The following is a 19,582-nucleotide window of genomic DNA, read 5'->3' as shown; positions in this document are numbered from 1 at the left end:
TGACTAGTTTTTGGCTATCGTTCATTGTCTTCTTTTTTGCCACGGAGGGCGAGATGAAAACGAAGTCAGAACGTTTTGTTGTTGATTTGACTGATAGCGAACGTCATTTACTCAAAGACTTGATTCGCAAAGGCGGTAAGTCGGTTTCTGTTCTTGGTCGAGCTCGCGTTCTGCTCAAAGCCGACCAGGGAAAGACTGATCAGGAGAACGCAGAGTTTTCCGGAGTGAGCCTTTCGACGGTATTTCGCATTCGTCGGCGGTTCGTCGAAGAGGGGTTGGAGTCGGCAGTGTTTCGCAAGAACACTGGCAAGCGAATTTATCGTAAGCTTGACGGTAAAGCTGAGGCGACGTTGATTGCAACTGCATGTAGTGAAGCTCCCGAGGGCAGAAGTCGGTGGACATTGCGTTTGCTTGCTGATCGTCTGATCGCTTTGGAAGTTGTCGACTCGGTCAGCCACGAGTGTGTCCGCGAGACGCTGAAAAAAACGAACTCAAGCCTCACTTGAAGGAGCAGTGGGTGATCCCTCCCGAGAAGAACGCTGAATTCGTAGCTGCCATGGAAGATGTCCTTGAGGTGTATCAACGCCCCTACGACGCCAAACGTCCTGTTGTGTGTCTTGACGAAACGAGCAAGCAACTCGTTGGCGAAACTCGAACTCCAATCCCCGCCAAGCCGGGCACTCCAGCTCGAGAGGACTACGAATACAAACGCAACGGTGTTGCGAACCTGTTTATGCTTTTTGAGCCACTGGCAGGGTGGCGCCACGTCGAGGTGACCGATCGACGAACGAAAGTTGACTTCGCCCATGTCGTCAAGAAACTTGTTGACGAGCTTGATCCTGACGCGGAGAAAATTGTCTTGGTCATGGATAACCTCAACACCCACAAGCCTGGCTCACTGTACGAGGCCTTTGAACCGCAGGAGGCTCGTCGGTTGATCGAGAAGTTGGAAATCCACTATACGCCCAAACACGGCAGCTGGCTCAACATGGCCGAAACCGAACTGGCTTCGCTGGCAAAGCAATGTCTCAACAGGCGAATCCCAACCAAAAAGACACTCGAAAAACAGGTTGCAGCCTGGAACCGTGGAAGAAACGAGTCGGAAGCAACCGTTGATTGGCAATTCAAAACTGACGATGCAAGAATAAAACTAAAGAAGCTTTACCCATCAATTCAGCTCTGACAGACCACTAGGCACAACAGATTTGCAGAGCGGCATCATCATTCCAGCCCACATCAGGTGCATCATCATTCTTGCGTTTCTTAGGCGCTGATTGCTTCTCCGAAATGGATTTAAATAGCTGTAGCGTCGCGTTGAACGAATTACTAACCGGACCGATTCCCGGAAGGTCTGCTGTCATCCCGAGATAGCCCTGAAAAGGTTCCACACGGCCACTGATCTGTTCCAGACTGGCGGTGTTGATAAACTCTGCTGGCGACGGAGCACTATGATTAGAAACAAAAGCAAGCTGGTGCAGCACTTGCGAAGCGTACGGCTCTCTGTCGTCGCCGGAATGAAACGATTCAGCGCCCAAAGACTCTTCCGACGCAATCTGCTCGCTGGCCAATTCAACGTTCTGCGCTACTGGGCTTTCGTGTGCCGATTGTTCAGCCTGACCTGAGAACCAGATGCCTGAAGTGAGCATGACCAACAGCACGCAAGCAATCGATCCGATGAAAGAAAACGGATGCATACGAGAACGCGGCTCAACCGTTTCGAACTCGGACTCCTGCAATCCAGAAAGCCGTTGCAGCGTAGACAATGGGATCTGTGAAAGCGAATCGTTGAGCGCACCAAAGTCGATCACCAACTCGGCACATCGATCGCACCCGGAAATGTGATTGCGAACCAATTCGTCAGAAAGCAGTGGCTGTCGAAGGTCCATCAACTCATGAATCCGGTCCTCAACGCATTCACAACTTGATGTACAGTCAGACGCACCCGTTTCCGAGCTAAATTTTTTGTCCTGTGGATCCTTCACCAAGTACGCCCCTTTTTCTCAAACGATTGATCAACTCGCGACGAGCCCGATGCACCCAAGTCTTGACCGTTCCCAACGGAACTTCCATGACTTCGGCGATTTCAAGATACGACATTTCTTTCTGATGAAACAACAGAAATGCCTTGCGATATTCGTCGCGGATTCCAACCAGTCCCAGTGAAACTTCTTCGGCCAACAGTTCGGCCTTTCGTTTCTCAACAGTCGCATCCGGGACGGGATAGTCAAGTGTCAGAACTGTCGGACGCCGCTTGCGCTTTGCAAGTCTGGTACGGCAGCGATTTCCTGCAATCGTCAGCAACCAGGGTTCGAAAGCTCGCGTGGGATCCCAACGGTGCAAATTGTTGACGACCCGGACAAAGGTTTCCTGAGTCGCGTCTTCTGCGTCTTCACGTTGGCCCAACATTCGGTAGCAAAGCCCAAAGACCTGGCCACGGAACTGATTTACAAGCTCTCCAATCGCAGGCTGATTCCCTGCGATGCATCTGGTTACCAAAATAGGAAAGTCTTCTGACACGGTCTCACCCCTCTCCAATGTGCGGCGATTTTGCCTGATTATAGCTGCAATTCGCCACTGTCACACGGAAAGCCTACTCCAGGTTCGAGCCCCGGGTTTCAGCTTTGTCATTCGTTTGAGCCAGTATTTCGTCGGACTGGACCGGATATTGGTGAATTATTCATCAAATCGCATGGAATCTGAAACGCCCCCCTTAACCTGTATGTATTGAGCCAGCGGCCTGAAGCCATTTGGATTAGGAGGTCCAAGGCAGGTGTTGACGCTTTGACCGCGGACTTACCGCAGATTGCCTTGGGGTTACGCTTTTAGCTGATCGGCAATCGGCGCACAAAAAATGGCGGCAACACGATTCGTGTTGCTGCCATAATTGGCTGAATTGATTGAACCGACGTCCTAGCGGCGGTTGAAGAATTTCTTCAGAGCTTCGTCCGCTGCAATTTTTGAGTTTTCATGAACGACTTTTGGAATCGGCGGGAGTTTGCCTTTTCCCTTTTTCTTGAGCTCTTGTGAGTCCTGCTCTACTTGATCAACGACGATCTCCCCGGACGATTGCTCTCTGCCTTCCGCTCCCGGTCCAAAGATCGTTTGCGTTTCTTCCATGCTGAATTGAACGGTTTCGGCGCGAGATTCAGTTGGTGGCGCAACTTCGTTTTCCAGCCAATCGGAGATGCTGTCTTCGATGCCTTCTTTGGAAGCGGTTGCAGTTCGCGCGGCGGCTTCGACGACGTTGGTGACTTTCGCCTTCTTCGCAGACCGCGCTGGATCCATCACCAGTTCGAACTGGAGGCGGCCGATACGGATCGTGTCGCCGGAACGAGCGTTGTGCGGACCACTCAATTGCTCGCCGTTGACGAAGGTTCCGTTTCGACTTCCAAGGTCTTCAACGATTACCTGTCCGTCGGTGACGGAGATGCCGCAATGGTGGCGGCTGACCAAATCACTCGAAGGTCGGAGATGGGCACCTTCACCGCGACCGATAATGAACTTGGGGACGGCTAGTTTTATTTCCCGACCATTGTGCTTGCCCCCGACAACTCTCAAAACAACCTGCATACGCCCTTGCTCCTAAATTCTTCTATCCCAAATTCCCATCGGCGGTTAGTGGTTCTCATCCCACTCTATATCGGATCGATGCCCGACGAAACCACTTTTAGAATTATGTACAGCGGGTTTTCGTTGCTAAATTATTCCCGTAAACGCCTCTAATGGCAACCAAAACCACAATCAATTGGTGGCGATGTCCTGGATTCACTCCCAGATTGTGCGCTTTCTGGCGGTTTTGGCAATGGAAGAAGGTCCATATTAATTCAGAAAGTGTCTGATGCGACTCTTCGTTGGCTGCAAATCCCTAAACGCGGACTGAAGCGAACTTTCAACACAGAAAAGTGCCAGCAGCGTGCAGCTTTCAGCCAGCGAAAGAAAAGCCAAAGATTTAGGCGAACCTTTACTGTCCGATCGCGTCTGATTGGCGTGAATGGATTTTCACGCCGGCTCTAAACGCTTTATTGTGATAGAGTTGGGAAGGCTCATTGGATTCTTCTTTTGAGCCGACAATACTTTGATACGGCGAGCCTGCTCGCCAAGGATACAGCGAGCGAAATCGTTTCCCTCGCAACGTTCTCTTTTCCGTGCCTTGCACGTGGGAGTTTTGAAATGCGTCAATACATCAACAGCTCAATCGCAAACGTCATCCGTCGTTATCGCGTCACAGCCGTGGACATGTTGCGCATTGTCAGTGACTCCGCGTCATCTCAATGGCACATCCAGCTTTGCGCCGCGGTCCAACCGGCAGGTGACTCTCACCAGAGACGTCACGGCGGGTTACTGACCTCCGTCGTCAATGCCAACGGCAACGCCACCAATGGTGGTAATGGGATAGGCAAATCGCTTTCCCAGTCCATGGCAAAGCTCCTCAAACCGGCCATTGAACGGCTATTTGTGGAGACGACCGGCAGCAGTTGTCAGCAGTGCCCCTCGATGACGGGCAGTTCAGGTAGCACCCGAGTTAGTTAGCTCATTCCAGAGCCCGCCTCCGCGGCGGAACAACTTTACTCCACCTCCTGAATCGCTGCTTTCGCTGAAAGCCAGTTCGATTTGTGCATTCGTACATCGATCTGATTTTCTCTCGAAAGCCTCTGACGCTGCTCGCGCATGAACGCTCGTGCCTTGCTCGCGTTCTCATGCCAACCGCTACATGCTGATGAATCAAACAAGAGAACAAGAAGATGAACGCTATCAACACATACACTCAAATCCTGACTACAGCGGATCTGGTTCGAGCTGCACAAGCTGGTGACCGAGATGCTTTCGGCGAACTGTTCGAGCGATTCCAGCCTACGGTTTACGCCATCGCCATGCGTCGCCTGCGCGACCACGCCGATGCTCAAGAACTTTGCCAGGACGTTTTCGTTCAGGCGATGCTGAAGATTGAACAACTTCGTACACCGGAAGCGTTCATCGGATGGCTTCGTCAGATCACCGTCCGCATGGCAATCAACCGTTCTGTTCGACGCAAGAACTCGGTTGCAGTTGAGCCAGAAATGCTTGAAGCAACTGTGACAGACGACTCGTCGCCACTGGACTTCGCTCTCGAAGCTGAGCGTAAGGACGAAGTCCGCGCTGGTCTGGACCGACTTGGCGAGATGGATCGTGACACCCTGGTCGCGTTCTATGTCAACGGACAGTCCTTGCTGGAAATGGCTGACTCGTTTGAGGCTCCACTTGGAACCATCAAGCGTCGTCTGCACACAGCGCGTAAGCGTCTGGCTCGCGAAGTTGACGAACTGGCCACGGTTTGACGACCACGAGTAATCCATAAACTTTTTACCGCCGCAACGAGCTTTCGTTGCGGCGTTTTTTCGTGTGGTGGCTTTCACGTTTAAAGTTCCGAGGACAGCATCACCAGATACCGAGCGGAATTTCGACGGCTGCATAAGTCGAAGCGAGAGACGCCCTTGGGCCCATTTGACAGAACTCACCCGGGCGGCAAGCAATTATTTCATTGGCTAACGTGACCATGCTGACCGACGGCATTTCGACTTGATACGGCATATTGATCCTATGTTCGAACTTCCCGACCAGTATATAATTGTCGCTTATTAAAGGCTGAAACGAGAAAGGGCACAGTGTGCCAAACGGGATTCGGGAACTGCTCCGCGCCAAAACGCGGGACCAACATATGCGATTGCATGAGCTCATTGACTTGAAGATCATGCTTGGCTCCAGGCGAACCTACATCACCGCCTTGGTGGCCTATCTACGAGCCATAAGGCCATGCGAAGCAGCCGTCGCGTTCTTTTCATCCTGCAATCCGTCCATCGCGATGCCGGACTACAAAGATCGACTGCAAAAATCAAACTGGCTCGGTAGTGATTTGATCAGTCTTGGCGAATCCGTCCCCGATGAACTCCACGCGGTACCGCGACGCGATTCCATTTCGCTGGCGACTGCTGCTGGATACGCTTACGTAATGGAAGGCATGACGCTCGGCGCCACCGGGATGCTACCGCGCTTCGAACGTTCACTCGGACTTTCAGCCAGCGACGGAGCGAACTTCTTTGCTGCCTACGGCTCGGAGACGCCGCAGATGTGGAAACGATTCACTGCGTGGATCGGACAAATCGACGCGTCCCAAGACGACGTTGTGCAGGCCGCCAGATTTGCCTTTGCCCAGTTCGAGCGTGAGTTTTCAAGTTGGAATCGCACCGAGTTAAGCCTGCTTGAGGATCCGTCTCTCCATGCGTGATTCCAGACTCCCAGACACGCCGCTGCAAGGCGAAACCGAACTCACCAATTGCGACCGTGAACCAATTCATGTTCCCGAAACGATCCAGCCACACGGCCATCTGATTGCGGTCGACCTGTCTACGCGAACGATTGCCTCTGCCAGCGAACATTGTGGCGAAGTTGCCGCGATGCCTGATGGAGACCTGATGGGATTTACCTTCGTCAAGGCATTTCCTGATCTCGCTTCACAGCTTGCCGCCGTCTCCACGCTGAACTCCGGCGATCATGCGAAGCGACAACCTTTCGGCAACGAAAAAGGTAGCTGGATTGTTTCAGCACATCGATGTGATGGCTTGGCGATTTTTGAATTTGAAGCCATCGGCAAGGAGCCCGCGAAAGTTGCCGACTTGGTAGGGCAGCTATTCATCGAAATCGAACGCCAACCGCTCGAGGACGCCTATCGCACCGTCGTCGATCGAGTCCGTAATTTCACCGGGTTTGACCGAGTGATGTTGTATCAGTTTTTGCCTGACGGCCATGGCAACGTGATTGCAGAATCGAAAAACGAAAACCAGGAAGCCTATCTGGGACTGCACTACCCGGCGACCGATATTCCTCTTCCCGCACGGCGGTTGTACGAGCTGAACTGGATTCGCACGATCGCCGACACCAGTGCGATGCCCGTGCCAATTCTACACGCGACGCCAGACCAGCCACGGCTCAACATGACGTTTTCGAGCTTGCGAGCGATCTCGCCGATTCATATCGAATACCTGACGAACATGGGCGTCGGCGCGAGCATGTCGATCTCGGTTATGAAAGGCAATCAACTCTGGGGACTTATCGCCTGTCATCACAATTCGGCGAAGATCGTGTCGCCAGAACTGCGAGACGCCTGCGAGTTGTGCGGCTCTGTGCTGTCGGCCTACCTGACCAGCCGTCGGCAGCAGGAATACTTGCGTCGACAGGTCATGATTTCAGATACGATTGGCGAGCATCTGGTCGTGCTGACCAACTTTGATGATCTCGCCAAAGGCCTCGAGCGATCTGCAGAGCCGATTTGTGGATTGCTTGACGCGGACGGGCTGGTTTGGTTTTCAGAAGAGCAGAATTTTTTCTGGGGCGAAGTTCCGAACCTGACAGCGGTGGAGGAGATTGCGACCGAGCTATCGCGGCGACCGGAAGAAACAGTTGCTTACACCGAAGAGCTGAGGCGTTGGTTGCCGACCGCGGACGACTACCACGATCGGCTCGCAGGCATGTTGGCAATTCGACTGGGCAACCATCTTGGCGGCATGCTGCTGTTTTTCCGCAAACCGGTCCAGGAAACCATCCTCTGGGCTGGCAACCCGGAAAAATCGGTCACGAACGAATCCGGTCGCCTGACTCCACGGAAGTCGTTTGCGGCCTGGCAGAAATTAAGCGAAAACAAAAGCAACCCCTGGACCGAAGCGGATCGTGAGACAGCGAATTCACTGGCGACCGGTCTACAGAGAATGGTTGTCGAAAAGGCCGAGCGGTTGCGTCAGGCCAACGATGAGTTGCGGCGTCTGAACACGGACCTCGACGCGTTCGCCTATGCCGCTTCACACGACCTGAAAGAACCGCTGCGTGGAATCCATCATTACGTTTATCTGCTGGAGCGCGCCGCAACGCTGTCGGACGACAACTATCAGTCGTCAATGGAAGGCCTGAAGCGGATCGTGAAACGGATGAACGATTTGCTCGACGGATTGCTTCGATTTTCGAGGGCAGGCCGGGCGGACCTGAACCTTGAAACGTTCCCGGTGGAGGAAGTCATTGATCAAGCGAAAGACATCCTGTTTGCGGGTCGGCAACCGGACGACGTCGAGATCAAAATCGTGACCGGCGGGCAGCTTCGTGGTGATTTCGCCTGTGTCCGGGAAATTATTGGCAACCTCGTGACTAACGCCATAAAATACAACGACTCCAATCCAAAACGCATCGAAATTGCGGTGCTCCCGACTGCAGAAACTCCGCTCAGTCATCTCCCCGAAACAGGCGTCAAGACGGTTCAGGTCAAGGACAATGGCATTGGGATCGCGCCGGAACATCACGAGCAGGTATTCGAGATCTTTCGACGGCTGCACGATCGCGACGTTTACGGAGGAGGATCAGGTGCTGGATTGACGATCGTCCGAAGAATGGTCGAACGACATGGCGGCACGATTGCGATAGAGTCTGTCGGCAACGGAACTTCGTTTTACTTTACTCTGGGCGAAACCGAATGACCAAAATTGGCGTGGCGAAATTGCTGGTGCTCGAAGACAACGACGAGGACTTCCAGGCTCTCGAAATCGCATGCGAAGATTCGGATCGAGCGATTCGGGTGACCCGTTTCAACCGAGCCGAACCGCTGATCGAACAGGTTGGGGACGCGACGATTGATTATCCTTCTCTGGCGCTGTTCGATTTGCGAATGCCGGGAGTCGGCGGAATGGAAGCTTTGGAAGCCTTCAAATCAGACGCGCGATTGTGCACGGTGCCCTGTGTTGTATTGTCGACGTCAACGAATCCGATCGAAGTCGCCGAATGCTATCGGCTGGGTGCCAACGCGTTTCACGAAAAGCTGGTGGAGACGCCCACGATGATTGCGCGGCTGAAGACGATTCTGAATTACTGGCTTGAAGAAGCGGATCTGGCCGAACCGGCGAGGAGCGAGACCCATGCCGAATAGCAACGGTGGCAACCAGAGAATCATTTTGATCGACGACTCGCAAGAAGACCGCGCACGCGTCCGCTCGGCGCTGATTCGCGGCGCACCGCTGCGGCGGTATTCGTTTCGTGAAGCGAACAACGGTCGCGATGGTCTTGAACTGTGCCACGCAGACGATGACTGGGAACCCGATTGTGTGATCGTGGATCTCGACATGCCGATCATGAGCGGTCTGGAGTTTCTAGAGAACCTTTCAACGGATGAAAACTCGACGACTTCCTTGCCCGTCATTGTCCTGACGGGAAACCGGGACGCTGACAACGCGAAGATCGCGCTGCAGAACGGAGCACAGGACTATATCGGGAAGGATTCGATCTATCCGGAGGTCTTGCATCGGACGGTCGACAACGCGATCGAACGCCACAAGATGATGCTCAAGCTGCGCGAGAGCCAGCGTGCTGCCGACGCAGCCAACCGCGCAAAATCGACTTTGATCGGGAACATTAGCCACGAGATCCGCACGCCGATGACGGCTGTTGTTGGACTGGCGGAACTGTTGCTCGGCCAGTCACTAGGCGACGAACAGCATCACATGGCGGAAATGATTCGCGACAATGGCAACTATCTGATCGAAATCGTCAACGACCTGCTGGACCTGACCAAAATGGAAGCCGGAATGCTGGAGATTAATCCTCAGCCCACTGACTTGCTGCCGTTTCTCGAAGACACGACTCAAATGATGGCGGTGCGCGCCAAAGACAACGATATCTCGATGACGCTCAACGCTTCGGATTCGATTCCCGTCGCTGCCGAGCTTGATCCGATCCGGCTGCGTCAAATTTTGGTGAATCTGATTGGCAACGCGATCAAGTTTTCGCCTTCGGGTGAGGTCGCGGTCAATGTCGATCTGGATCGTGACGGAAATCAGTCAAAGCTAAAGTTTGAGATTCGCGACACCGGTCGGGGCATAAATGCACAAGACCTGGAAAACGTTTTTAGGCCGTTCGTTCAGGTCGGACAGGACAAAACGGAGCAGGTCAAAGGAACCGGTTTAGGCCTGGCGATCTGTCGCCGACTGGCCACCGCGATGAATGGAACGATTCACGCGGAGAGCCAGCCCGGAAAAGGAAGCTGCTTTACGGTCATCATTCCAATTCGCGAACTCACTCAACCAACCATCGTCTCAGATCAATCGGTCGCGAGGGAAACCGCCGAAAACGAGAATCTTCGCGGGCGAAAAATTCTGGTCGCGGAAGACATGCGGGCCACCCGTTTTGTCATTACAAAGTTTATTGAAAGCGCTGGTGGGAAGGTGATCGTTGTCGAAGATGGCCAACAGCTTCTGGATTTTGTTGGCTCAAACAACGCTGCAGCCGACGTAATCGTGACCGATATTCAAATGCCACAAGTCGATGGTCTGGAAGTCACCCGCCGACTGCGATCGCAAGATGTGAAAATTCCGATTGTCATTCTTACTGCTGACGCGATTGGCGGGATTCGCGAAAGTGCTCTTTCGGCAGGTGCCAACGACTTGGTGACCAAGCCGATCAACCGAGCTCAGTTTCTGCAGACGCTGGACCGCTGGTGCAGCGTCCGTCAGAATTGAAACTTCCCAATGCCAGATTGGCAATTTAGAGCGAGCACATCGCCCGTTTTCTTTTGGCAGTCGCGCGCCGGAAACCTAGGCTTCGTCCAGTGCTTCGACTGCGGCGAAGCTTTTACCCTCAAGCATCGCCAGGCTTGCCCCGCCGCCGGTGCTGACGTGCGTCACCGAATCTTCGAAGCCAAGCTGCGCCACGGCTGCGGCGCTGTCGCCACCGCCGATAATGGAAACCGCGTCGCCATCGGCAATCGCCTGTGCAACGGTTTTAGTGCCTTCGGCAAACGGAGCCATCTCAAACACGCCCATCGGCCCGTTCCAAACCACTGTTTTCGCTGACTTGATGATCTCGGCAAACTTCTTCGCCGATTCAGGGCCGATGTCGAATCCTTCCCAGCCGTCCGGAATTTCGCCTGCGGCAACAACCTGCTTGTTGCAGTCGGCACTGAAGTCGTCGCCGCAATGGGTATCGACAGGAAGCACCAACTTGTCGCCACCTTTTTCGATCAGCGATTTCGCAAGCTCAACATAGTCCGGCTCGACCAAACTGCCTCCGACCTTGCCGCCTTGAGCGAGCGAAAACGTATAGGCCATCGCTCCGCCAATGATAACGTGATCGCAGATGCCTAACAGGTTTTCGATGACTTTGATTTTGTCGCTGACTTTCGCGCCGCCGAGAATGGCGACGAAGGGCCGTTCCGGATTCGCGATCACGTCGCTGAGATATTTGATTTCTTTCTCAACAAGCGAACCGACAACCTTTGGCTTGTCGCCCATCGCTTTGGGAACGCCGAACATGGATGCGTGCTCGCGATGGCACGTTCCGAACGCGTTGTTGCAATAGATGTCAGCGAAAGCAGCCAGTTGTGCCGAAAACCCTTCATCGCCATTCTTCTCGCGCTCATCAAAACGCAGGTTCTCGAGAACCAGAATTTCTCCATCGGCGAGGGCTTCGACTTTCGCACTCGCATCCGGACCAACCGTATCGCTGGCGAAGTACACCGGCGATCCAAGAATCTCTGCCAAGCGATCGGCCGCAGGCTTGAGGCTCATCTTCGGATTGGCTTCGCCCTTCGGACGGCCGAGGTGGCTCATGAGAATCAGCTTGCCACCGCGTTCGATGACGGATTTGATGCTGGGCAAAGCCATTTCGATGCGACGGTCGTCAGTGATTTTCAGGTCATCATCGAGCGGCACATTGAAATCGACTCGCATGAGTACAGTTTTTGAAGCGACATCGACGTTGGCAATGGTTTGTTTGGCCATGGTGTTTCTGTGTTTAGGAGTTTCTGGAGAGAGGAAATTTAATCGATTAAGAGCGTCGCATCCACCCTCGGATTTTGAACCGCGGACGATGCGGAAACGATGGGCCTGTCAACGCAGGTTTGACGGGCCACTAGAGAATGTAGCGGCTCAAGTCTTCGTCCTCCACGATTTTCCCGAGCCGTTCCTGGACGTAGGCCGCGTTAATCGTAATCTCTCCTGTCGACATGTCCGGAGCCTCAAAACTGAGCTCCTCCAGCAAGTGTTCCAGAATCGTGTACAGCCGACGAGCACCGATGTTCACCGTCGTCTCGTTGACTCGCGTCGCGATTCGGGCAAGTTCCAAAACGCCATCGTCAGCGAACTCCAGCTTCACGCCTTCGGTATCCAGCAGCGCCGCATACTGACGCGTCAGGCTGTTTTTCGGTTCGGTGAGGATGCGAACGAAATCGCCTTCAGTCAAATCGCTTAGCTCGACACGAATCGGAAATCGTCCCTGTAGCTCCGGCATCAAGTCGCTGGGTTGGTTTTTGTGAAAGGCTCCGGCAGCGATGAACAGAATGTGATCCGTCTGGATGTAGCCGTGGCGAGTCTTGACCGATGTTCCTTCGACGATCGGCAACAAGTCACGCTGAACCCCCTGGCGTGAAACGTCGGCGGACTTGGATTCAGAAGCAATGACTTTGTCGATTTCGTCCAGAAAGATCATGCCTTCGTTTTCCGCCAGCGCGATCGCAGTCGCATTGACGGCCTCTTCATCCATCATTGCATCGCACTGTTGCTCGAAAATGATCTTTCGCGCGTCGCTGACTTTCACTTCCCGCTTCGACTGCGACTTCGGCATAATCTTTTCCAGCATGCCCTGGAAGTCGCCGTCCATCTGATCCATGCCCATGCCGCCGATCATCATCGGCGCCGATTTCTGCTCGACACGGACTTCGACCAGGCGGTCTTCGAGGTCGCCGTCGACCAGCATTTTTCGCATCTTTTCGCGAGTGCGTTCGAAAGACTCATCAGGCTCCGGCTTCATCGCGTCCGACAGACTCCCGCCAAATGGTGTGCTGCCGGGAGACGGGCAGAGCAATTCTACCAACCGGTCTTCCGTTTTCTGATCGGCTTGCGGTTTAAGCCGCTCCTGCTCCGAAGTTCTTACGATCGTGATCGCGTTGTCGACCAGTTCACGGACCATGCTCTCGACATCACGACCGTAGTAGCCGACTTCGGTGTACTTGGAGGCTTCTACTTTTATAAACGGCGAACCGGTCAACTTTGCCAAACGCCGCGCGATTTCCGTTTTCCCGACACCGGTAGAGCCGATCATCAGAATATTTTTGGGCGAGACTTCGTGGCGCATCTCTGCGGATAGTTGCTGGCGGCGCCAACGGTTTCGCATCGCGACGGCGACAGCGCGTTTGGCATCAGCCTGGCCGACGATGTAGCGGTCAAGTTGCTCTACGGTTTCGCGAGGTTTGAGTTGGGTTTTCATTTTAGTTTGAAGTTGGCAGTGTGCAGTGTGAAGTAGTTGGTTTGGGTTTGCCAATACAAGCCAGTGAATATCGCGGTCGACTCACTCGCTTGCGCTTCGGGCTTGTAATTCAGTCGTCGATTTTCTCGACGACGATGTTCGTGTTGGTATAGATATCGATGCCGCCAGCGATGGTAAGACTCTCTTTTACGATCTCTTCCGCCGACAGTTCGCTGTGCTGCTTGAGTGCACGTGCTGCGGCGATTGCAAAGTTTCCTCCGGATCCGATTCCGGCGATTCCGTCGGTGGGTGAAATGACGTCGCCCGTTCCGCTAACCAGCAGGATCGTTTTGCCATCCGTGGTGATCAGCAGCGCCTCCAGTTGACGCAGGGCCTTGTCCATCCGCCATTGCTTCGCCAATTCCGTAGCCGCACGCGTGATATTCTTCGGTGAATCCTTTAGAAACGATTCGAATCGCTCCATCAAGGCAAACGCATCGGCGCTGCTACCAGCGAATCCGACGAGGACTGTGCCATCAAGCAATTTGCGGATTTTCATCGCGTCCGACTTCATCACGGCGCTGCCGAGAGTGACCTGTCCGTCGCCGCCCATGGCGACCTGGCCGTCTTTTTCAACGGTGAGAATGGTAGTTGCGTGAATTTTCATAACGGTCTGGAATTCAGGAATGCTTAACAGCACGCAGTGGGCGATAGTGGCGGCAGCAATGCGGCGCACTCGCCTGCGGCGTGGCGTCGAACGAACGGTTGGCAGCTGCACAACCTACCCGCGCGACGACTCTTCGCCAAGCTGCGAACGGGCTTCTTCGGCCCAAGGGCTTTTGGGAGCCAGTTGCAGAAACGCCTCCCAGTGATTTTTGGCTTCGTCGGCCCGACCGGATTCGGTCAGCAGTTTTGCCAAATGAAAGTGCACGTCGGGGTAATCCGGATGCTGATCCAGCGTTCCTTCGAAGCAGGAAATTGCCATTTCCGTTTCACCCAGCTCCATCAGCACACAACCCAAGCTCGCTCGTGCCTCAACGTACGACGGCTCAAGCTCAACCGCACCGTAGTATCGCTCGCGGGCCGCCGACAGATCGCCGGCCTGATACAGCAACTCGGCAATGCGAAACGAAATATCAGCAGACGGCCCGGTCGACATCAAAATCGATCGATAACAATCAATCGCACCGAAGAGCTCCCCTTCATCCTCAAGCTCGATCGCCAGTTCGATCAACTCGTCAGGAGCAAGCACAGAGAGATCTTCTTCATCGCCCAGCTTGAATGCAAAAGCATCGTTTTCCGAACTGAAACTGGCTCGATGTCCCAACTCGATTGGAATGAGCGACGCAGTCTGTTCTTCTGAATCACCAAACGAATCGAAAGGCAAAACCTGCTGTCCTCCCGGTTCAATCAAACCGTCGCCCTGTCGCAGCAGAACGTCCTTGCCTTCGACGATGACCGAAAGCTGCGAAAGTGAGCGCTGATTCAAGTTTTCAGCTTTGGCAATTCGGGAAAGCTTGGCTTCAATATCCGCTGGAGTGTTTCCCGCCGCGATCAGCCTTGCGATTCGCCGCGCCGATGCGACTTCCTCGAAATCAAAGTAGGGCAACTTTTTGACTTGCCGCAGCGGCTTGATCAGACCACGGCGGTGCCAACGACGAACCGTGGATAGCGGCACGTTCAGCAGTTCAGCCAGCATTGCGGGAGTATAGAGCCGGCCGATTTCTGCTTCGGATTCAATGAAGCCCAATGACTCCCAAAGCTCCGTTTCCGGAATTCGATCCACGTTGACCGATGCAAGAAACTTGCCCTTCGGCTCCGTTTCCGCGCCGTCAACAATGAGGTCCAACTGGGAACTCGAAAGCTCAACCAGCGTTCCTCCTTTGGAGTCCACGAGGCTACCGAAATCGCGACGGCTCATGCTGCCAAGCCTGCCGTCGATCGCAACATGCTTTCCGTAGAGCACGGAAACTTCATGAAGCTTCAACGGGATTTGAGTTTTGCTGTGGGAGGTGCTCAAACGACACGCCGAATGTTGACTATTGGAAACGATTGCCAAAATGTAACGACGTGTTCCAGGCTTGCGAAGCGGTAAAATCCCCAAGCCGGAGACTTACATCGTCTGAACAACGAAAGGGTTGGGTAGGCTTTCGGATTCTTCCGATTCCAGTGGCAACGTTACTTCGAACGAGTAGTCGTCCGCGCTTTCCCGGCAAAGGTTCACGCGTTTGTCAGCAATGGAATCAGACGAAGAACCTTCGTCGCTGATGCCGTAAGGAGCCAACTCGCCGCGGAGGACTTTGACGTCGCGAGGAGCTTGGATTCCGATCCGGACTGTGTTGCCGCTGACCTTGAGGATTTCGATTCGAACGTTTTCGCCAATAACAATCGATTCGTTTTTCTTTCTTGAGAGTACCAACATGTTTTCTTCCTTGATAATTCTGGGGGATGCCAGGTTGCGACTCGCGTCCAACCTCTTCATCAGTACTATTCGCATGCGACGTGACACATCTGGTCCAACTTTCATCAAACCGTTGAGATGACCGGAAATTGGCCAAAAAACAAACTTTAGCTAGCGGATCTATACGTATCCGATGGGCTTTTCGTGCAACATTTCACCCTTATTCAGGGTGGTTACGATCGCTGTGACGAGCACCTGCACTGGTTGACGCGTTCGGCGACTGGAACAATCGCAAAACAAGTTCGGCTTTCGAGTTGTGCCGGCGAGGTATTCGGTGCGACCTCTGCATACCTCTCGAAGTCCAATTCCTGTCACACAAAATGACATTTCTGTCGAGGATTAATGCCGACTTTTAGCGGACTGTTTTCTCGAATCGCGACACGGGCTGTGGTAAAATGAACGCACTTCGACGAATCGATGGGATGGTTGGTCGTAACGCGCGAATCAGCAAAGTTTCTCTACGTGCCGCCACACAAACCTACCAGTCAAACGACTACCCCGAGTCTTCTCGATCGTATTCGAGACCACGACGACACAACCGCGTGGGAGACCTTTTGTGATGTTTACAGCCCGCTGCTGTATGACTATTGCCGCAAGCGTGGACTTCAGTCGTCCGACGCCGCCGACGTTGTCCAGGAGGTGCTGTTACGTGTCGCGAAGGGCATTTTAAAATTCGAATACGATCCGCAACGAGGCCGGTTTCGCGACTGGCTGTATCGGATCGTGTTTCGCGAAATTTGTCGAATGGCAGAGCGAAAGAATACGAACGTTTTGAATGGCAGCGACCAGGAGTTCGCAGTGAAAGTCGATCGTGTATGGAACGAACATTTTCACTCCCACATCTTGCGTACTGCGCTTGATCGAATCAGGCCACGGTTCGAAGTCAACACGTGGGAAGCTTTCACGATGGTTTGGTTACGCAATGAGTCACCGATCACGGTGGCCCGAAAACTCGATCGGCCGCTCGAATTCGTTTACCTCTCAAAAAGTCGTGTGCTGAAACGATTACGCCTGGAAGTCGAACAACTAGCCGATGAGGCGGGGATGGGCCATGGAAAACTGTCCTGAAATCAGAGTCCTGATCCAGTGGCTCAACGGGGCGCTACCGTCTGAGCAGTCTGCCGAAATCGAATCGCACATCGAGTCCTGCAGCGAGTGCCATGAAAGGTTGCTGAGCCTGACCGATGACGCAGCGCTGCAACCTCCGTCGAATCCGGACGATGTGCTTGGCAGTAACGAAACGTTTACCAACGAGCCACATTTTCGTTCGATGCGAGAACGGCTTTCGCGAAATGTTGGTTGGCTAAAATCCGATGCTCCGAATCCGGACGCCGATGCCAACGGTCCGGAAAATGGACAAAACGGATCGCTGAAGAACATGCTTGCCGTCGCAGTCGATCCAGTCGAACAAAAGACCGTCGAGGCCAGCCCGGCGTCGACGCACAATAGCGAACCTGGCAACGTTGCCGAGCAACAAACGCTGTCTACTGATGCTATTCGAATCGATGGCTTTCTGCTGGAAAAACATATCGGTAGCGGAGGTTTCGCTCACGTCTACAAAGCCTGGGAAACGGAGTTGGCTCGGCCTGTCGCGATCAAACTGCTGGACAAAAATCGCGTCGACGCTCGCAATCGCCATCGCTTTATACGTGAAGCCAAAGCCGCCAGTTCGGTGCAGTCGCCGCACGTTGTTCAGGTCCTGAGCAGCGGCGAAGCCAACAACGGTCAGCCCTACATTGCGATGGAATTGGTCGAGGGAGAAACGCTGGCTCAATGGATTTCCAAACGGACCAGATCGCTGGACTCAGAATCGATCAAACAGGGCATCAGGCTGCTGATCCAAATTTGCCGCGGCCTGCAGGCGGTTCACGACGCCAGTTTGCTGCACCGCGATATCAAACCCGGAAACATTTTCGTGGACGCGACGTCTTCCACCGCGAAACTGGGAGACTTTGGGTTGATTCGTTTCCTGGACGATGACACCGTGACGTTGACTCGGGCCGCGGAGCTCGCGGGAACACCGGCTTATATGAGTCCCGAACAAACTGTGCCCAACGCGGATCTGGACGCGACGTCGGATGTGTACGCGCTCGGCGCGACGCTGTACCAAACGCTTACTGGCCAACCTCCGTTTCGCGGATCATCGGTAGCGATTTTGAAACAGGTGACCGAGCAACTGCCGTTGCCGCCGCGGCAACTGAACGAAAACGTATCGGCCGACCTGGAAACGATCTGCCTCAAGGCCCTGGAAAAAGAACCGCAGCGCAGATACGCCAGCGCTGCATCAATGGCGGAAGATCTGGCGGCCGCGATGGAGGGTCGGCCGATTCAGACGCGGCCGCTTTCCGGACCGGGCAAACTGATCCGTTGGGCAAAACGAAATCGGGCGTTGGCAAACACGGTCTCGCTTTTGTTTCTGAGCTTGCTGGCGGGATCCATCATCAGCACGACACTCTGGCTGAGCAGCGACTTTCACGCGAAACGATCAGAACAAAATGCAATCGAAGCCAAAGCCAACGCGATCGCTGCCGAGCAAAGCGCAGCCGAACTGGCTCAGAGCCGCGACCAGCTTATCCAGTCCGTGAAGAAGATGGTTTCCACGGTCTTTACTCGAAAGTCAGCCTATCTCGCGTTGTCAGGTCAGGACCGCGAGAAAGCCGTATCCCAGATTAGCGAAATCTACCAGGCGATCATCGACGGTCAGACACAATACGACTCTGACTTGATGCGGGAACTGATCGGCGACATTGCCGACGCGACGGAAGTGAATTTGGAATTGTCGAACTATGGTCGCGTCGCCGATCTGTTGCAAATCAGCCTCAATCCGGCCGAACAATTGGTGGTGGTAAACGGATTCCAACTGGAAGATCGCGTGCTGGCGGCGAAGGTCTACAACCAGTATGGCGACTGGTTGAATGAGTATCAGCCGAATCGCGAAGCCAACAAGCAAGGCACCGCGATTTGGAAAGCCAAAAATGTTCCGAATTTGCAGGCCGCCGAAGCCTACAGGAAAGCGATTGAGTTCGCTGACGTGGATGCCGAACCGGATTCGGACATTGCATTTGAAAGACTATATGCCGACTGGCGTTTGATTTTCCTCGAAACTCCAGCCGAAGGGGTCAGCGATCAGGAACATAAATCTACGCAGGTCGCCAAACTGTTCGGCTTGTTGCAGCGAGTCAAAAGTCTGCGTCAGGATAACCCGGAGCTGTCGGCGAAGTGGATGATGTTGCACCAAAGGATGCTGGCAAGCATTGCCAAACGACATCAGGGGCAGGAAAGTGTCGACTATCGAATCGAACGAGCTCAAGTCCTCAAGGAGTATGTTGCGAAACTCGAACGCCGCGGCGAGGAGACGTTTTGGTACGACCGCAGTATTGCGGTAAACGACTTTTTCATCGGGCTGGGTCTGTTGCGAACTGCCAACGCGACATTGGCCAAGCCGACGATCCTCGAAGCAATCGATCGGCTTGCAAATCTCGCTGGAGCCTACCCTCGCGTGGTTCAGTTTCGTGCGGATCTTGCTGAAGCCTTGCTGGTCATCGCCAATATTGAATGGAGCGAGTCACCAAACGAAGACGCGATGAATCGATTCGACGAAGCTCTGACAGCATTCGAACTGTGCCTGAAAACGGACTCTGAAGAGATCGGCTTGCGACGCCGAATCGCGCACGTGTACGACACCGTCGGTGCGCGACATTTGCAACGCGAGGACCGCGCAGCAGCGGCGAGCTGTTTCGAAAAAGGGCTTTCACACATCCGGATTGTGCTGGACGCTCCTTTCGATGGCGACCTGAAAGAATCCGATGCTCAGTTCGTGAAAGCGATGGAGCAAAAACTGGCGGCGGTGAGATCGGACGAGTAAGTGCAGCG

Annotated in this window: 17 protein-coding genes; 9 read left to right on the top strand and 8 right to left on the bottom strand. The window is 54.0% G+C overall.

Translation table 11 applies throughout. The features are described 5' to 3' along the window. Positions 1–53: 53 nt before the first annotated feature. A protein-coding gene (locus tag MFFC18_RS02770) for an IS630 family transposase (RefSeq protein ID WP_202907504.1) occupies positions 54–1,183 on the top strand; the annotation gives its coding sequence in 2 pieces (ribosomal slippage) (positions 54–480 and positions 480–1,183; 1,131 coding nt in all). A 7-nt stretch (positions 1,184–1,190) separates the two neighbouring features. On the opposite strand, the gene MFFC18_RS02765 is transcribed toward MFFC18_RS02770, so the two are convergent. The 3 genes from MFFC18_RS02765 to MFFC18_RS02755 all read right to left on the bottom strand — a co-directional run bounded on the left by MFFC18_RS02765 (position 1,191) and on the right by MFFC18_RS02755 (position 3,570). Next, positions 1,191–1,886, bottom strand: coding sequence for a hypothetical protein (locus MFFC18_RS02765; RefSeq protein ID WP_075084672.1), 696 nt, complete (start codon positions 1,884–1,886; stop codon positions 1,191–1,193). A 67-nt stretch (positions 1,887–1,953) separates the two neighbouring features. Beyond that, entirely contained in the window at positions 1,954–2,517 is a 564-nt protein-coding gene (locus MFFC18_RS02760) for an RNA polymerase sigma factor (protein ID WP_075084673.1), read from the bottom strand. A 393-nt stretch (positions 2,518–2,910) separates the two neighbouring features. After that, positions 2,911–3,570, bottom strand: coding sequence for an FHA domain-containing protein (locus MFFC18_RS02755; protein WP_075084674.1), 660 nt, complete (start codon positions 3,568–3,570; stop codon positions 2,911–2,913). Positions 3,571–4,059: 489 nt separating this feature from the next. On the opposite strand from MFFC18_RS02755, the gene MFFC18_RS02750 reads away from it, so the two are divergent. The 6 genes from MFFC18_RS02750 (at position 4,060) to MFFC18_RS02725 (ending at position 10,526) form a co-directional block, all read left to right on the top strand. Continuing rightward, on the top strand, positions 4,060–4,530 hold the full coding sequence (locus tag MFFC18_RS02750) for a hypothetical protein (RefSeq protein ID WP_075084675.1): 471 nt from the start codon (positions 4,060–4,062) through the stop codon (positions 4,528–4,530). A gap of 212 nt (positions 4,531–4,742) precedes the next feature. Then, positions 4,743–5,315, top strand: a complete 573-nt coding sequence (locus tag MFFC18_RS02745) for an RNA polymerase sigma factor (protein ID WP_075084676.1) — start codon at positions 4,743–4,745, stop codon at positions 5,313–5,315. Positions 5,316–5,644: 329 nt separating this feature from the next. Further along, the gene (locus MFFC18_RS02740) at positions 5,645–6,262 is read left to right on the top strand and encodes a biliverdin-producing heme oxygenase (protein WP_075084677.1); all 618 of its coding nucleotides are present in this window, start codon (positions 5,645–5,647) and stop codon (positions 6,260–6,262) included. Beyond that, positions 6,255–8,495, top strand: coding sequence for an ATP-binding protein (locus MFFC18_RS02735; protein WP_075084678.1), 2,241 nt, complete (start codon positions 6,255–6,257; stop codon positions 8,493–8,495). Before MFFC18_RS02740 ends, MFFC18_RS02735 begins: the two co-directional genes overlap by 8 nt. Further along, on the top strand, positions 8,492–8,941 hold the full coding sequence (locus MFFC18_RS02730; protein WP_075084679.1) for a response regulator: 450 nt from the start codon (positions 8,492–8,494) through the stop codon (positions 8,939–8,941). The genes MFFC18_RS02735 and MFFC18_RS02730 overlap by 4 nt, the downstream gene beginning before the upstream one ends. Continuing rightward, on the top strand, positions 8,931–10,526 hold the full coding sequence (locus MFFC18_RS02725) for a hybrid sensor histidine kinase/response regulator (protein ID WP_075084680.1): 1,596 nt from the start codon (positions 8,931–8,933) through the stop codon (positions 10,524–10,526). The genes MFFC18_RS02730 and MFFC18_RS02725 overlap by 11 nt, the downstream gene beginning before the upstream one ends. 75 nt (positions 10,527–10,601) lie before the next feature. Here MFFC18_RS02725 and MFFC18_RS02720 read toward each other — a convergent pair whose 3' ends face one another. The 5 genes from MFFC18_RS02720 to MFFC18_RS02700 form a co-directional block, all read right to left on the bottom strand. Further along, positions 10,602–11,786 (bottom strand): phosphoglycerate kinase, encoded by a 1,185-nt coding sequence (locus MFFC18_RS02720; protein WP_075084681.1) that lies wholly within the window; start codon positions 11,784–11,786, stop codon positions 10,602–10,604. A 130-nt stretch (positions 11,787–11,916) separates the two neighbouring features. Further along, positions 11,917–13,269, bottom strand: coding sequence for an ATP-dependent protease ATPase subunit HslU (gene hslU, locus MFFC18_RS02715; RefSeq protein WP_075084682.1), 1,353 nt, complete (start codon positions 13,267–13,269; stop codon positions 11,917–11,919). 109 nt (positions 13,270–13,378) lie between these two features. After that, positions 13,379–13,915 (bottom strand): ATP-dependent protease subunit HslV, encoded by a 537-nt coding sequence (gene hslV, locus MFFC18_RS02710; protein ID WP_075084683.1) that lies wholly within the window; start codon positions 13,913–13,915, stop codon positions 13,379–13,381. Between the two features lie 114 nt (positions 13,916–14,029). Continuing rightward, entirely contained in the window at positions 14,030–15,268 is a 1,239-nt protein-coding gene (locus tag MFFC18_RS02705; RefSeq protein WP_075084684.1) for a tetratricopeptide repeat protein, read from the bottom strand. Between the two features lie 93 nt (positions 15,269–15,361). Next, complete coding sequence (locus MFFC18_RS02700) at positions 15,362–15,670, bottom strand: carbon storage regulator (RefSeq protein WP_084417166.1); 309 nt, start codon at positions 15,668–15,670, stop codon at positions 15,362–15,364. 456 nt (positions 15,671–16,126) lie between these two features. On the opposite strand from MFFC18_RS02700, the gene MFFC18_RS02695 reads away from it, so the two are divergent. Next, positions 16,127–16,777 (top strand): RNA polymerase sigma factor, encoded by a 651-nt coding sequence (locus MFFC18_RS02695; RefSeq protein ID WP_075084686.1) that lies wholly within the window; start codon positions 16,127–16,129, stop codon positions 16,775–16,777. After that, positions 16,761–19,574: a serine/threonine-protein kinase gene (locus MFFC18_RS02690; RefSeq protein WP_075084687.1), complete on the top strand. Its 2,814-nt coding sequence runs from the start codon at positions 16,761–16,763 to the stop codon at positions 19,572–19,574. Before MFFC18_RS02695 ends, MFFC18_RS02690 begins: the two co-directional genes overlap by 17 nt. Positions 19,575–19,582: the final 8 nt, after the last annotated feature.

This window comes from Mariniblastus fucicola (genome assembly GCF_008087665.1).
Lineage (GTDB): Bacteria > Planctomycetota > Planctomycetia > Pirellulales > Pirellulaceae > Mariniblastus > Mariniblastus fucicola.
Note: the sequence above shows the minus strand (reverse complement) of the source record. Positions and strands in the feature narration are given on the sequence as shown.